Source organism: Pseudomonas sp. B20(2017), from assembly GCF_002113125.1.
GTDB lineage: Bacteria > Pseudomonadota > Gammaproteobacteria > Pseudomonadales > Pseudomonadaceae > Aquipseudomonas.
Window position 1 is genome coordinate 40029 of the sequence record NZ_NEJP01000006.1, and the last position, 13915, is coordinate 53943.

Below are 13915 nucleotides of genomic sequence, written 5' to 3' on the forward strand. Positions count from 1 at the left end.
TACCTTGTGGGAGCGGGCTTGCTCGCGAAAGCGGATTGTCAGCAACCTGTGTTTGTCTGACACACCGCTTTCGCGAGCAAGCCCGCTCCCACATTTGCTCTGTATCTGCCTCAAGACTGTGTGGTGCCTGCTATGATGCGCGGCATCTCCATCGCTCAGGATCGCGCCGCTCCCCATGGATTACCGCAAACCTTCCGACCGTAAAAGCATGCACTCGCGCATCGTCCAGGAGCTGGGCATGCAGATTGTTTCCGGACGCTTTCTGCCCTGCGACAAGCTGCCCGCCGAAGCCTTGCTCTGCGAGGAGTACGCGGTCAGCCGGCCGGTGTTGCGCGAAGCCACCCGAGTGCTGGTCGCCAAGGGCCTGGTGTATTCGAAACCGCGCGTCGGTACCGTGGTCAAGCCGCGCCGCGAATGGCACATGCTCGACCCGGACGTGCTGCACTGGCTGATGCAAAGCAGCCCGCAGAACGAGTTCTTCAACGTCCTGACCAGCGTGCGCAGCATCATTGAACCGGCCGCCGCCGCCCTCGCCGCCCAGCACGCGACCGATGCCGACATTGCGTCGATTGCCGAAGCGTACCAGCGCATGGAAGCCGCGCCGACACCGGAGGCCTTGCTGCAACCGGATCTGGACTTTCACAGCCGGATTGCCGATGCGACTCACAACGATTTGCTGGCGAATCTGTGCAATATGTTGTCGGTGGCGATTGCCGAGGCGCTGAAGCATTCGAACCAGCGGCCGAATCTGCATGAGCTGGCATTGCCTCGCCACAAGGCGATTTTGACGGCGATCGAGAATCGGGATGCGTTAGGGGCGCGGCATGCGACGCTGGTGCAACTGGACGATGCACGGAGTGCCTTGAGTGTTGTGCTCGGCACCGAACTCTCCTGAACACAACAAAACCCTGTGCGAGCTGGCTTGCCAGCGATGAAGGCTGAACATTCAACATTGGTGTGGGCTGCTGATCCGCTATCGCTGGCAAGCCAGCTCCCACAGGGTTAATCGTGAACTTCGCGACATAAAAAAGCCGCAACCCTCGGGTTGCGGCTTTTTCGTTTCATGCTCGCCGATCAGTGGGCAAACAGTGAATTCCCCTTCTGCCCCGCCAGTTTCTCCGGCTTGATCAGGAACTTCGCCAGTGCCGGCAGCAGCCACAGCGCACCGAACATGTTCCACAGCAGCATGAAGGTCAGCATCAGGCCCATGTCGGCCTGGAACTTGATCGCCGAGAAGATCCAGGTGCACACGCCGATGGCCAGGCAGAGACCGGTGAACAGCACCGCTTTACCGGTGGATTTCAGGGTCTGGTAATAGGCTTCCTGCAACGGCAGGCCGGCACGCAGGAAACTTTCCAGACGGCTGTAGATGTAGATGCCGTAGTCCACGCCGATCCCCACGCCCAGCGCCACCACCGGCAGCGTCGCCACCTTCACGCCGATGCCCATGAACGCCATCAGCGCGTTGCCCAGCACCGAGGTCAGCACCAGCGGCAGCACGATGCACAAGGTCGCCGCCCATGAACGGAAGGTGATCATGCACATGACCGCCACGCAGATGTACACCAGGATCAGGATAGTCAGTTCAGCCTGCTTGATGACTTCGTTAGTCGCCGCTTCGATCCCGGCGTTACCGGCCGCGAGGATGAATTCCAGACCCTCCTTGTTGTTGTCCTTGGCGAATTCCTGCACGGCTTTTACAGCGCGATCCAGGGTTTCAGCCTTGTGATCATTGAGGAACACCAGCACCGGGGCCAGCGAGCAACTGTTGTTGTACAGGCCATCAGCCCGGGCGATGGAGTTGTTCAGCACATCCGGGTTGCGTGACAGGGTTTCCCATTTCAGGTTGCCCTCGTTCATGCCCTTGATCATCTGCTTGGACACCGTCACCAGCGAGATCGCCGATTGCACGCCCTCGGTGTTCTGCATCTTCCACATCAGCTCGTCGATTGGCGCCATGGCCTCATAGCGCGAGCAACCTTCGGACTTGGTCTTGACCATCACAACCAGCACGTCGGAGCTGGTGGAATAGTTGTTGATGATGAAGTTGTTGTCCTTGTTGTAGCGCGAGTCCGGACGCAGTTCCGGCGCGCCCTGGTCGAGGTCGCCGATCTTCAGGTTCTGGCTGTACCAGAGGCCACCACCGAAGGCGATCAGGGCCAGGGCAATGGAAACCGGTGCGACTTTCGGGCTGGCGAAATTCGACAGCAGACGCCAGAACGGGTGTTCGCGGTTTGCGTCCTTCTTGCTCTTGGCGATCGCACGTTTGCTGATGCCGACATAGGAGATCGCCACCGGCAGCAGGATCAGGTTGGTGAACACGATCACCGCCACACCGATGGAGGCGCCGATGGCCAGCTCGCGAATCACACCGATGTCGATGATCAGCAGTGTGATGAAGCCCACCGCGTCCGCCAGAATCGCGATCATGCCTGGCAGGAACAATTGCCGGAACGTGCGCCGGGCGGCGGTCAGGGCGTTGTCCGCCTCGCTCGATTGCAGGGCGATACCGTTGATTTTCTGCACGCCGTGGGAGATCCCGATGGCGAAAATCAGGAACGGCACCAGCATCGAGTACGGATCCAGGCCGAACCCGAAGAAGTGCATCAGCCCGAGTTGCCAGACCACCGCAACCAGCGTGGTGCTCAACACCGCCACGGTACTGCGCAGGCAGTTGGTAAACCACAGCAGCAGAATCAGGGTGATGACGAAGGCGATGCCGAAGAACATCACCACCATCACCAGGCCATCGATCAGGTCGCCGACCTTCTTGGCGAAACCGACGATGTGGATCTTGACGTTGGGGTTCTGCGCTTCGAACTTGTTGCGGATCTTGTCTTCGAGCTCATGGGAGAACTGGCGATAGTCCAGCGCCAGCAGCTTGCCCTGGTCCTGCGGGTCCGGGTAGGACTCCAGCAGCGGGATGTCGACGATGCTCGACTTGAAGTCGTTGGCCACCAGACGCCCGACCTGGCCGGACTTGAGTACGTTGTTGCGCAGCAGATCGAGGCTGTCCTGGGAGCCATTGTAGCTTTGCGGTATCACTTCGCCGCCGGCAAAACCTTCCTCGGTCACTTCGGTCCAGCGCACGCTCGGGCTCCACAGCGACTTGAGGCCGGAACGGTCGACGCCGGAGATGTAGAACACCTCGTCGTTGATCTGACGCAGGGTCTCCATGTACTCCTTGGAGAAGATGTCGCCGTCCTTCGCTTCCACCGAAATGCGCACGGTGTTGCCCAGGTTCGCCAGATCGTTGCGGTGCTCCATCATCTTTTCAATGAACGGATGCTTGAGCGGGATCATCTTTTCGAAACTGGTGGACGGACGGATCAGCGTGGCCTGCCAGAACAGGAAAATGCTGACCAGCAGGCAGATCACGATCACTGCCGGGCGGTTGTTGAAGATCAGGCGCTCGAGAAACGTCGCCTTGTCCTGATGATGAGTGCTCAAGGAAGTCATAGCCCCGCCTTCTTATTATTGATTCGGCTCATTTGCCCAGCTCGGCGCCGTTCGCGGTTGTCACCCGAACGCCACCCTGCCCGCTCAGGATCAGATTGCCGTTGCCGGCGGCGGTGACCGACGACAGCGAGATGCGATCCGGACGGTTGAACACGCTGAAGGTTTCGCCGTTGTCACTGCTGCTGACCACCGAGCCGCCGTTGCCGACGATGACGATGGAGCCGTCGTCGAGCAGTGTGGCGCCGGACAGGCCGAACTCCAGCGAACCGCGCGCAGCTTTCAGTTCGACCTGCTCCCAGGTACTGCCGAAATCGGTGGAGCGGTACAGGTTGCCGCGCAGACCATAGGCCAGCAGGGTTTGCGGTTGCGCCGTGCCGATCACGCCGAACAGCGAACCTTCGTACGGGCCTTCGAGTTTTTCCCAGGTCTGACCACAGTCGGCGGAGCGGAACATGCTGCCCGACTCACCGACGATGAACAGGCCGGCGTCTTTTACCGAAGCGATGGCGTTGAGGTGGAACTGATCTTCGTTGTCGAGGCGATCGCTGACGTCTTCCCAGTGTTTGCCACCGTCGGTGGTTTCCAGCAGCGCGCCGTAGGCACCCACGGCCAGACCGCTGTTGACGTCCTTGAACCAGACGTCGAGCAGCGGCGATTCGCGCTTGAGGTCTTCGAACTGTTTGGTCCAGGTCAGGCCGCCATCTTCGCTGGCGAGGATCTGTGCGTCGTGGCCGACGGCCCAGCCATGCTTGTCATCGACAAAATACACGGCGGTCAGCAACTGGCGGCTCGGCACTTTCGCCTGGGTCCAGGTCTTGCCCTGATCGTCGGAATAGAGAATGTGCCCGCGATCCCCGACCGCCACCAGCCGGGTTCCGGCGTGAACGACATCGAGCATCAGGCTTTTCGAGGCCTTGGCCGATTCGGTGGAATAGACCACGTCGGCGGGCGCTTCGGCCGCCAGGACAGGCGCCGACAAGGTGGCAAAGCCCAGCAGAGAGAGTGCTGTGGCCAGCAACGCGGTGTTGCGTAACGCCGGCGGGCGGCAACGACTCATAGACCTTCCCCTGTTTATTATTGTTGGTCATGGATCTTAAAGGGCGCCGCAAGGGTGCTCACGGTGACTGCCTGGTCACAGCATAGTCCTGAAACCCGCCATCCAGAGCCCCTTCGGAAGCTGGCTCATCCTATCGGGCATTCGAAACGTCTGACAATCGGCGCAACGTTATCTTTTGTTAACCGAAAGGGACTACAGCGGCGGCTGAATGCGCGGGCATTCGTCCGACTGATGGCAGGGAATCTTGCGAGGGGGACTTGCACGATCGGTATTATGGTATACCATCAGACGCACAGACACTCTTTATCCCCTACGGAGCAGCTCATGAGTTTCGAAATTCGCAAGATCGTCAGCTATGTCGAAGAGACCTTCATTGAAGGCGGCAAGGCATCCGACACCCCGGTGACCATGGTCGGCCTGGCTGTCGTGATGAAGAACCCGTGGGTCGGCAATGGCTTTGTCGAAGACCTCAAGCCGCAGATCCGCGCCAATTGCTCCGACCTCGGCGCGATGATGGTCGAGCGTCTGGTGGGCATCATCGGCGGTGCCGAGAAGATCGAGGCTTACGGCAAAGCGGCCGTGGTCGGCGCCGATGGTGAAATCGAGCACGCGTCGGCGGTGATCCACACCCTGCGCTTCGGCAACCACTACCGCGAAGCGGTCAAGGCCAAGAGTTATCTGAGCTTCACCAACAAGCGTGGCGGCCCGGGCACTTCGATCCAGATCCCGATGATGCACAAGGACGACGAAGGCCTGCGCTCGCACTACATCACTCTGGAAATGCAGATCGAAGACGCCCCGCGCGCCGACGAAATTGTCGTGGTGCTCGGTTGCGCCGACGGTGGTCGCCTGCACCCGCGCATCGGCAACCGTTACATCGATCTGGAAGAACTGGCCGCCGAAAAAGCCCAGTAATCACAATAAAAAAGGCATTGCAGGAGCGCTCCATGATTCGGCTCACCGCTGAACTCACCCCGGCCGGCACCAGTTATCTGGCGACCGGCCAAGGCCAACCCGTGGTGTTGATCCACGGTGTGGGCCTGAACAAAGAAATGTGGGGCGGCCAGATCGTCGGCCTGGCCACGCAATACCGGGTGATCGCCTACGACATGCTCGGCCATGGCGCCAGCCCGCGACCGGCCAGCGGCACCTCGTTGCTCGGTTATGCCGATCAGTTGCTGGAGCTGCTCGATCACCTGCAATTGCCCGAGGCGTCGGTGATCGGCTTTTCCATGGGCGGTCTGGTGGCGCGGGCGTTTGCCCTGCATTACCCGGAACGCCTGAAAAGCCTGGTGGTGCTCAACAGCGTGTTCAACCGCAGCGAAGAGCAGCGCGCCGGCGTCATCGCCCGTACCGCGCAGGCCGCCGAACACGGGCCGGACGCGAATGCCGAAGCGGCACTGTCGCGCTGGTTCAGCCGCGAATATCAGGCGGCCAACCCGGCGCAGATCGCTGCGATCCGCCAGACCCTGGCCGGCAATGATCCGCAGGGTTACCTGACCACCTACGAATTGTTCGCCACCCAGGACATGTACCGCGCCGACGACCTGGGCAGCATCCAGGCGCCGACGCTGATCGCCACCGGCGAGCTGGACCCCGGATCGACCCCGGAAATGGCCGAGCAACTGGCCGCGCGCATTCCCGGTGCGAAGGTTGCCGTGCTGCCCGAGCAACGGCATATGATGCCGGTAGAGTCGCCACGGCTGGTCAACCAGACGCTGCTGGAATTTCTCGACACCGCACACGCCCGACAAAACCATATAAAGGGGATCGTTGCATGACGCTCGCACGCTTCCAGATGTGCATCGGCGGAGAATGGGTCGACGCCCTCTCCGGCAAGACTTTCGAAAGCCTCAACCCGGCGTTGGCCGAGCCTTGGGCCGAACTGCCCGACGCGGATGAAGCCGATGTCGAACGCGCCGTGCAAGCGGCACAGACCGCTTTCGACAGCCCGGCATGGCGTGGTTTGACCGCCACCGCGCGCGGCAAACTGTTGCGTCGTCTCGGTGACCTGATCGCCGAGAACAAGGAACAACTGGCGCAGCTGGAAAGCCGCGACAACGGCAAACTGATCCGCGAAACACGGGGTCAGGTCGGTTATCTGCCGGAGTTTTTCCATTACACCGCCGGCCTCGCCGACAAGCTCGAAGGCGGCACTCTGCCGCTGGATAAACCCGATCTGTTCGCCTACACCGTGCACGAAGCCATGGGTGTGGTTGCCGCAATCATTCCGTGGAACAGTCCGCTTTACCTGACCGCGATCAAACTGGCGCCGGCATTGGCAGCGGGCAACACCATCGTGATCAAGCCATCGGAGCACGCCTCGGCGACCATTCTCGAACTGGCGCGTCTGGCCCTTGAAGCCGGGATTCCGCCGGGCGTGGTCAACGTCGTCACTGGTTACGGCCCGAGCACGGGCGCCGCCCTCACCCGCCATCCGCTGATCCGCAAGATCGCCTTCACCGGCGGCGCGGCCACGGCCCGGCATGTGGTGCGCAGCAGCGCCGAGAACTTCGCCAAGCTGTCGCTGGAACTGGGCGGCAAGTCGCCGAACATCATCTTCGCCGACGCCGATCTCGACAGCGCAATCAATGGCGCCATTGCCGGGATCTATGCGGCGTCCGGGCAGAGTTGCGTCTCCGGTTCACGACTGCTGGTGCAGGACGAAATCTACGACGAATTCGTCAGCCGACTGGTGGAGCGCGCCCAGCGCATCCGCATCGGCAACCCGCAGGACGACAGCAGCGAAATGGGCCCGATGGCCACCGCGCAACAATTGGCGGTGGTTGAAGGTCTGGTGGCTGATGCGATTGCCGAAGGTGCGCGCCTGCGTCTGGGCGGCAAGCGCCCGAGCGGCGTGGGTGATGGCTGGTTCTACGAACCGACGCTGTTCGAATGCGACCGCAATTCGATGAAGATCATGCAGGAAGAAGTCTTCGGTCCGGTGGCATCGGTCATCCGTTTCAAGGACGAAGCCGAAGCACTGGCGATTGCCAACGACTCGCAGTTCGGCCTCGCCGCCGGCATCTGGACCCGCGATCTGGGCCGCGCCCATCGCCTGGCCCGGGACGTGCGTTCGGGAATCATCTGGGTCAACACCTACCGCGCGGTGTCGGCGATGGCACCGATTGGCGGCTTCAAGAACAGTGGCTATGGACGCGAAAGCGGCATCGATTCGGTGCTGGCCTACACCGAACTGAAAACGGTGTGGATCAACCTCTCTCAGGCGCCGATGCCTGATCCGTTTGTGATGCGTTAGGAGTCCTGCGCCATGATCGAACCCGGCATTTACAAAGACGTCATGAGCTCGTTCCCGTCCGGGGTCACGGTGGTCACCACCCTCGACCCGGATGGCGCCATCGTCGGGATCACCGCCAGCGCTTTCAGTGCGCTGTCGATTGATCCGGCGCTGGTGCTGTTTTGCCCCAACTACGCCTCCGACACCTACCCGGTGCTGCGCGACAGCAAGCGTTTCGCGATCCATTTGCTGTCCGCCGACCAGACCGCCGAGGCCTACGCCTTCGCCGGCAAAGGCAAGGACAAGGCCAACGGCATCGAGTGGCATTTGAGCGAACTGGGTAACCCGATCCTCGCCAAAGCCACGGCGATCATCGAGTGCGAACTGTGGCGCGAGTACGACGGCGGTGACCACGCGATTATCGTCGGCGCGGTGAAGAATCTGATCCTGCCGGAGCAACCGGTGACGCCGATGATTTATCACAAGGGCAAGCTCGGCGCGTTGCCTACCTTGGCCTGAAAGATTCACACAAATCCCACTGTGGGAGCGGGCTTGCTCGCGAAGGCGTCGTGTCAGTCGACATCTATGCTGAGTGAGCTACCGCATTCGCGAGCAAGCCCGCTCCCACGAGGGAAATGTGGTGACTGGAGGATTTATGAGTAACGAGAGGTATGAAAAGGGCCTGAAGATCCGCACCCAGGTGCTCGGCGAAGCCTACGTGCAACGCTCGATCGAGAGCGCCGACGACTTCACCCGCCCGCTGCAGGAAATGGTCACCGAATACTGCTGGGGCCACGTCTGGGGACGCGATGGCCTGTCGCTCAAGGAGCGCAGCATGATCAACCTGGCGATGATCTCGGCGCTCAACCGCCCGCACGAACTGAAACTGCATGTGCGCGGCGCCTTGCGTAACGGCCTGAGTCGTGAGCAAATACGCGAAATTCTGCTTCAGGTCGGTATTTATTGCGGCGTCCCGGCAGCCGTGGACAGTTTCCGGCTTGCCCGTGAAGCCTTCGCCGAAGCCGACGCCGAGGCCTCCAGTTAACCCCTCGGCTGTTTGAATGCCCGTCTGGCATGGACAGCCACCTTAAAGAGCGGACCCCATGAAACGCCTGCCACTCGACGACAGCTTCAAGGTCAATCGCAACCCCGTCACCCTGCGCGAAATCGTGCTGGATAAACTGCGAAGCGCCATCATGAACTTCCAGCTGCTGCCGGGCGATCGCCTGGTGGAGCGCGATCTGTGCGATCGCCTGGGCGTGAGCCGTACGTCGGTGCGTGAAGCCTTGCGTCACCTGGAATCCGAAGGCCTGGTGGAGTTCGCCGACGCCAAGGGCCCGCGAGTGGCGATCATCACTCTCGCCGATGCGGTCGACATCTATGAGCTGCGTTGCGTACTCGAAGGCCTGATCGTCCAGCTGTTCACCCTGCGCGCCAAGGCCAAGGACATCAAGGCCCTGGAAAAAGCCCTCGACGAGAACCGCAAGGCGCTCAAGGACGGCGAGCTGCAACAGGTGATCGACTCGGTGCAGGGTTTCTACGACGTGCTGCTCGAAGGCTCGGGCAACCATGTCGCGGCCACTCAGCTGCGTCAATTGCAGGCGCGGATCAGCTACCTGCGCGCGACGTCGGTGTCCCAGGAGAACCGTCGCGGCGCCAGTAATCACGAAATGGAAAAAATGGTCGAGGCGATCAAGAGCGGTGACGCACTCGCAGCGCATCAGGCCTGCGTCGATCACGTTCGTGCGGCGGCGGCAGTGGCCCTCGATTATCTGAAGCGCAAACAGGAAGAAACCGGCGCCACACCGGCGATCACCCTGCCCATCGCGCTGAAAGAACCGCGCATAGGTCACTGACATGTTCAGCCCGAGCTTTTGCCCGAAATGCGGTGGCGCCGACCTCGGTCAGCAAGTGCCGCCGGGCGATACGCACGAGCGCCTGATGTGCCGCGGCTGCGGCTACATCCACTACGTAAACCCGAAAATCATTGCCGGCTGCATCATCGAGCAGGACGGCAAATACCTCTTGTGCCAACGGGCGATCCCACCGCGCCCCGGCACCTGGACCCTGCCCGCCGGTTTCATGGAAAGCGGCGAAACCACCGAACAGGCCGCCCTGCGCGAAGTCTGGGAAGAAAGCGGCGTACGCGCGGAAATCGTCTCGCCTTACTCGATCTTCAGCGTGCCGAAGATCAGCGAGGTCTACATCATCTTCCGCGCCCTCGCACTGGAGATCACTGGCGAGTACGGCCCGGAAACCCTGGACTGCAAATTCTTCGCCCCCGAAGACATTCCGTGGGACCAGATCTACTACCCGGCGATCCGGCAGATTCTCGAACGCTACATCGAGGAACGCCAGGCCGGGGTGTATGGCATGTACATGGGCAATGACGACAGCGGCAAGATTCATTTCATGCGTTGAAATATTACCTGTCCTTCTGTTCCTGATCGTTCCTACGCTCCGCGTGGGAATGCCTCTTCGGACGCTCCGCGTTCGGCTCTGAAAGGGACGCGGAGCGTCCCGGGCTGCATTCCCACGCAGAGCGTGGGAACGATCAGAGGTAGGCGATGCCTTCCACAATAATGATCTCCGCCCTCGCCCACTCCTCCCGATAGCTCTTCGCTTCCTGATACGCCGCCGAGCGGTAGCAAGCCACCGCCTGCTCGTAACTGTCGAACTCGATCACCACGCTGCGCTGTGGCGTCGCCCGCCCTTCCATCGCTTCGCTGCGCCCGCCTCTGGCCAGAAACTTTGCGCCGAACTCGGCGAACGCCTTCGGAGCGCGCTGGGTGTATTGGCTGTAGTGATCGGGATCGGTGATGTCCACGTGAGCAATCCAGTACGCCTTCATAGTGACCTCTTGGTTGATTTTGTATTATGGTATACCACGAATTTCATCCACATCGAGAGTCCAGCATGGCCTTCAACAGCATCGAAGAAATCATCGAAGATTATCGCCTCGGCAAAATGGTGTTGCTGGTCGATGACGAGGATCGGGAAAACGAAGGCGACCTGCTGCTGGCCGCCGACCGTTGCACGCCCGAGGCGATCAGTTTCATGGCTCGTGAGGCACGCGGGCTGATATGCCTGACGTTGACTGACGATCATTGCCAGCGCCTGGGACTGGAGCAAATGGTGCCGAGCAATGGCAGCGTATTCAGCACCGCGTTCACGGTCTCCATCGAAGCGGCGGTCGGCGTTACTACCGGCATTTCTGCTGCCGACCGCGCATGCACGGTGGCTGCTGCGGTGGCGCCCAATGCTCGCGCAGAAGACCTGGTGCAGCCCGGCCATATCTTCCCGCTGCGTGCGAAGGAAGGTGGCGTGCTGACCCGTGCCGGTCACACCGAGGCAGGTTGCGACTTGGCGCGTCTGGCCGGCTTCACGCCCGCCTCGGTGATTGTCGAAGTGATGAACGACGACGGCACCATGGCCCGCCGCCCGGATCTGGAAATCTTCGCGCGCAAGCACGGGATCAAGATCGGCACCATTGCCGACCTGATCCACTATCGCCTGAGCACCGAACACACCATCGAGCGCATCGGCGAGCGGGAACTGCCGACGGTGCATGGCACCTTCCGTTTGATCACTTTCGAAGATCGCATCGAGGGCGGCGTGCACATGGCGATGGTCATGGGCGAATTGCGCCGTGAGGAACCGACGCTGGTGCGTGTGCATGTGATCGATCCGCTGCGCGATCTGGTCGGCGCCGAGTACAGCGGGCCGACGAACTGGACGTTGTGGGCGGCGCTGCAACGGGTCGCGGCCGAGGGCCATGGCGTGGTCGTGGTGCTGGCCAATCATGAATCGTCGCAAGCGTTGCTGGAGCGTGTGCCGCAATTGACTCAACCGCCACGGCAGTTCAGTCGTTCGCAATCGCGAATCTATTCCGAGGTGGGCACCGGGGCGCAGATTCTGCAGAACCTGGGCGTCGGCAAGCTGCGCCACCTGGGCCCGCCGCTGAAATATGCCGGTTTGACCGGCTACGATCTTGAGGTGGTCGAGAGCATTCCGTTCACCGAATAACCCTGTTTGCCAGATAGCCGGTACGGCAAAGTGCTTGCACAAAGTTTGGAATACCATAATATGATATTCCATAGACCGGACGAACTGAAAAACCGTCCTGCTACTGCTCCCGACAGGCGGGCAACAACGCAAGCCCGCTCAAAAACACAACAATGAGGGCGTAAAAATGGTGTTGAACAAAGCTGCAACCGCGATCTTTCTTGCGGGACTGCTGAGCGTGACCGGTCAGGCCGCGATGGCCGCCGAGAGTGTGAACTTTGTCAGCTGGGGCGGTAGCACCCAGGATGCGCAGAAACAGGCCTGGGCTGATCCGTTCAGCAAGGCCAGCGGCATCACCGTCGTGCAGGACGGCCCGACCGACTACGGCAAACTCAAGGCCATGGTCGAAAGCGGCAACGTGCAATGGGACGTGGTCGACGTCGAAGCCGACTTCGCCCTGCGCGCCGCCTCAGAAGGCCTGCTCGAACCCCTCGATTTCAAACAGATCCAGCGCGACAAGATCGACCCGCGCTTCGTCAGCGACTACGGCGTCGGCTCGTTCTTCTTCTCCTTCGTCCTTGGCTATAACGAGGGCAAGCTCGGTGCCAACAAGCCGCAGGACTGGAGCGCGCTGTTCGACACCAAGACCTTCCCCGGCAAACGCGCCCTGTACAAATGGCCGAGCCCCGGCGTGCTTGAACTGGCCCTGCTCGCCGATGGCGTAGCGGCCGACAAGCTCTACCCGCTGGATCTGGATCGCGCCTTCAAGAAACTCGACACCATCAAGAAAGACATCGTCTGGTGGGGCGGCGGCGCGCAGTCGCAACAACTGCTGGCCTCCGGTGAAGCGAGCATGGGTCAGTTCTGGAATGGCCGGATTCATGCCCTGCAAGAAGACGGCGCACCGGTCGGCGTGAGCTGGAAACAGAACCTGGTCATGGCCGACATTCTGGTCGTGCCAAAGGGTTCGAAAAACAAGGACGCGGCGATGAAGTTCCTGGCCAGCGCCAGCAGTGCCAAAGGCCAGGCGGACTTCTCCAACCTGACCGCCTACGCCCCGGTCAACGTCGACAGCGTGCAGCGTCTGGACTCGACGCTGGCCCCGAACCTGCCGACTGCCTACGCTAAGGATCAGATCACTCTTGATTTCGCGTACTGGGCCAAAAACGGTCCGGCCATCGCGACACGGTGGAACGAATGGCTGGTCAAATGAAAATGGCGGCCACCGCGTCCCGTCCCTCCACTGCCACCGGGAGCGCCGCAAGCGCTGCCGGCCCGGCATCCGGCAAGGCGAGTGCCATGGCGCAAGCCCCGTCTCTCAAGCAACGCTGGCGCGGCGCCGGCAACCTAGCGCCGGCGCTGTTGTTCCTCGGTCTGTTCTTTCTCGCCCCGCTGATTGGCTTGTTGCTGCGCGGCGTGCTGGAACCGGTGCCGGGCCTTGGCAACTATGAACAACTGTTCGCCAACTCGGCGTACGCCCGGGTGCTGTTCAATACCTTTTCGGTGGCGGGACTGGTGACAGTATTCAGCCTGCTGCTGGGCTTCCCGCTGGCCTGGGCAATCACCCTGGTGCCACGGGGCTGGGGCCGCTGGATTCTCAACATCGTGCTGTTGTCGATGTGGACCAGCCTCCTCGCCCGCACCTATTCGTGGCTGGTGCTGTTGCAGGCTTCGGGTGTCATCAATAAAGCCTTGATGGCCATGGGCATCATCGATCAGCCGCTGGAAATGGTGCACAACCTGACCGGCGTGGTGATCGGCATGAGCTACATCATGATTCCGTTCATCGTGCTGCCGTTGCAGGCGACCATGCAGGCCATCGACCCGATGATCCTGCAGGCCGGTTCGATCTGTGGCGCGAGTCCCTGGACCAACTTCTTCCGGGTGTTCCTGCCGCTGTGCCGGCCGGGTCTGGCGTCCGGCGGGTTGATGGTGTTCGTGATGTCGCTCGGTTACTACGTCACCCCGGCGCTGCTGGGCGGGGCGCAGAACATGATGCTGCCGGAATTCATCATTCAGCAGGTGCAATCGTTCCTCAACTGGGGTCTGGCCAGCGCCGGCGCCGCGTTGCTGATCGTCATCACGCTGGTGCTGTTCTACGTCTACCTGAAGCTGCAACCGGAATCCCCGGTTGGCGCCAGTCACGCGAGGTAAGC

At 61.3% G+C, this 13915-nt stretch carries 14 protein-coding genes; 11 read left to right on the forward strand and 3 right to left on the reverse strand.

Going from position 1 to position 13915, the window contains the following annotated elements; all coding sequences use genetic code 11:
* The first annotated feature begins 175 nt into the window (after nucleotides 1-175).
* Nucleotides 176-895 (forward strand): FadR/GntR family transcriptional regulator, encoded by a 720-nt coding sequence (locus tag CAF63_RS10355; protein WP_007957415.1) that lies wholly within the window; start codon nucleotides 176-178, stop codon nucleotides 893-895.
* A 179-nt stretch (nucleotides 896-1074) separates the two neighbouring features.
* Here CAF63_RS10355 and CAF63_RS10360 read toward each other — a convergent pair whose 3' ends face one another.
* Entirely contained in the window at nucleotides 1075-3459 is a 2385-nt protein-coding gene (locus CAF63_RS10360) for an RND family transporter (RefSeq protein ID WP_085690316.1), read from the reverse strand.
* A 28-nt stretch (nucleotides 3460-3487) separates the two neighbouring features.
* Nucleotides 3488-4516 carry a YCF48-related protein gene (locus CAF63_RS10365; protein WP_085690315.1) on the reverse strand — a complete coding sequence of 343 codons (1029 nt, stop codon included), beginning with the start codon at nucleotides 4514-4516 and terminating at the stop codon, nucleotides 3488-3490.
* Between the two features lie 324 nt (nucleotides 4517-4840).
* Here CAF63_RS10365 and CAF63_RS10370 point away from each other — a divergent pair, with 324 nt between their 5' ends.
* The 7 genes from CAF63_RS10370 (at nucleotide 4841) to CAF63_RS10400 (ending at nucleotide 10175) form a co-directional block, all read left to right on the forward strand.
* Entirely contained in the window at nucleotides 4841-5431 is a 591-nt protein-coding gene (locus CAF63_RS10370; protein WP_007957412.1) for an amino acid synthesis family protein, read from the forward strand.
* A 32-nt stretch (nucleotides 5432-5463) separates the two neighbouring features.
* Complete coding sequence (locus CAF63_RS10375; protein WP_085690314.1) at nucleotides 5464-6297, forward strand: alpha/beta fold hydrolase; 834 nt, start codon at nucleotides 5464-5466, stop codon at nucleotides 6295-6297.
* On the forward strand, nucleotides 6294-7775 hold the full coding sequence (locus CAF63_RS10380; RefSeq protein ID WP_085603065.1) for an aldehyde dehydrogenase: 1482 nt from the start codon (nucleotides 6294-6296) through the stop codon (nucleotides 7773-7775). Before CAF63_RS10375 ends, CAF63_RS10380 begins: the two co-directional genes overlap by 4 nt.
* Nucleotides 7776-7787: 12 nt before the next feature.
* A complete protein-coding gene (locus CAF63_RS10385) occupies nucleotides 7788-8273 on the forward strand; it encodes a flavin reductase family protein (RefSeq protein WP_085690313.1) in 486 nt (161 codons plus the stop codon).
* A 136-nt stretch (nucleotides 8274-8409) separates the two neighbouring features.
* Nucleotides 8410-8799, forward strand: coding sequence for a carboxymuconolactone decarboxylase family protein (locus CAF63_RS10390; protein ID WP_085690312.1), 390 nt, complete (start codon nucleotides 8410-8412; stop codon nucleotides 8797-8799).
* A 58-nt stretch (nucleotides 8800-8857) separates the two neighbouring features.
* Entirely contained in the window at nucleotides 8858-9610 is a 753-nt protein-coding gene (locus CAF63_RS10395) for a GntR family transcriptional regulator (protein WP_085690311.1), read from the forward strand.
* 1 nt (nucleotide 9611) lies between these two features.
* Nucleotides 9612-10175 carry an NUDIX hydrolase gene (locus CAF63_RS10400; RefSeq protein WP_085690310.1) on the forward strand — a complete coding sequence of 188 codons (564 nt, stop codon included), beginning with the start codon at nucleotides 9612-9614 and terminating at the stop codon, nucleotides 10173-10175.
* 133 nt (nucleotides 10176-10308) lie between these two features.
* Here CAF63_RS10400 and CAF63_RS10405 read toward each other — a convergent pair whose 3' ends face one another.
* On the reverse strand, nucleotides 10309-10605 hold the full coding sequence (locus CAF63_RS10405) for a DUF1330 domain-containing protein (RefSeq protein WP_085690309.1): 297 nt from the start codon (nucleotides 10603-10605) through the stop codon (nucleotides 10309-10311).
* A 65-nt stretch (nucleotides 10606-10670) separates the two neighbouring features.
* Between CAF63_RS10405 and ribBA the strand changes: the two genes are divergently transcribed.
* The 3 genes from ribBA to CAF63_RS10420 all read left to right on the forward strand — a co-directional run bounded on the left by ribBA (nucleotide 10671) and on the right by CAF63_RS10420 (nucleotide 13913).
* Nucleotides 10671-11780 carry a bifunctional 3,4-dihydroxy-2-butanone-4-phosphate synthase/GTP cyclohydrolase II gene (ribBA, locus tag CAF63_RS10410; protein ID WP_085690308.1) on the forward strand — a complete coding sequence of 370 codons (1110 nt, stop codon included), beginning with the start codon at nucleotides 10671-10673 and terminating at the stop codon, nucleotides 11778-11780.
* Between the two features lie 166 nt (nucleotides 11781-11946).
* The gene (locus CAF63_RS10415) at nucleotides 11947-12972 is read left to right on the forward strand and encodes an ABC transporter substrate-binding protein (RefSeq protein ID WP_085690307.1); all 1026 of its coding nucleotides are present in this window, start codon (nucleotides 11947-11949) and stop codon (nucleotides 12970-12972) included.
* Nucleotides 12969-13913, forward strand: coding sequence for an ABC transporter permease (locus CAF63_RS10420; protein ID WP_085690306.1), 945 nt, complete (start codon nucleotides 12969-12971; stop codon nucleotides 13911-13913). Before CAF63_RS10415 ends, CAF63_RS10420 begins: the two co-directional genes overlap by 4 nt.
* Nucleotides 13914-13915 lie beyond the last annotated feature (2 nt).

What these genes read in the sequence shown, in the direction of transcription:
- CAF63_RS10405 (WP_085690309.1), bottom strand. Translation starts at nt 10,605, where the DNA reads ATGAAGGCGTACTGGATTGCTCACGTGGACATCACCGATCCCGATCAC.
- CAF63_RS10415 (WP_085690307.1), top strand. Translation starts at nt 11,947, where the DNA reads ATGGTGTTGAACAAAGCTGCAACCGCGATCTTTCTTGCGGGACTGCTG.
- ribBA (WP_085690308.1), top strand. Translation starts at nt 10,671, where the DNA reads ATGGCCTTCAACAGCATCGAAGAAATCATCGAAGATTATCGCCTCGGC.
- CAF63_RS10380 (WP_085603065.1), top strand. Translation starts at nt 6,294, where the DNA reads ATGACGCTCGCACGCTTCCAGATGTGCATCGGCGGAGAATGGGTCGAC.
- CAF63_RS10360 (WP_085690316.1), bottom strand. Translation starts at nt 3,459, where the DNA reads ATGACTTCCTTGAGCACTCATCATCAGGACAAGGCGACGTTTCTCGAG.
- CAF63_RS10385 (WP_085690313.1), top strand. Translation starts at nt 7,788, where the DNA reads ATGATCGAACCCGGCATTTACAAAGACGTCATGAGCTCGTTCCCGTCC.
- CAF63_RS10365 (WP_085690315.1), bottom strand. Translation starts at nt 4,516, where the DNA reads ATGAGTCGTTGCCGCCCGCCGGCGTTACGCAACACCGCGTTGCTGGCC.
- CAF63_RS10355 (WP_007957415.1), top strand. Translation starts at nt 176, where the DNA reads ATGGATTACCGCAAACCTTCCGACCGTAAAAGCATGCACTCGCGCATC.
- CAF63_RS10395 (WP_085690311.1), top strand. Translation starts at nt 8,858, where the DNA reads ATGAAACGCCTGCCACTCGACGACAGCTTCAAGGTCAATCGCAACCCC.
- CAF63_RS10390 (WP_085690312.1), top strand. Translation starts at nt 8,410, where the DNA reads ATGAGTAACGAGAGGTATGAAAAGGGCCTGAAGATCCGCACCCAGGTG.
- CAF63_RS10400 (WP_085690310.1), top strand. Translation starts at nt 9,612, where the DNA reads ATGTTCAGCCCGAGCTTTTGCCCGAAATGCGGTGGCGCCGACCTCGGT.
- CAF63_RS10370 (WP_007957412.1), top strand. Translation starts at nt 4,841, where the DNA reads ATGAGTTTCGAAATTCGCAAGATCGTCAGCTATGTCGAAGAGACCTTC.
- CAF63_RS10375 (WP_085690314.1), top strand. Translation starts at nt 5,464, where the DNA reads ATGATTCGGCTCACCGCTGAACTCACCCCGGCCGGCACCAGTTATCTG.
- CAF63_RS10420 (WP_085690306.1), top strand. Translation starts at nt 12,969, where the DNA reads ATGAAAATGGCGGCCACCGCGTCCCGTCCCTCCACTGCCACCGGGAGC.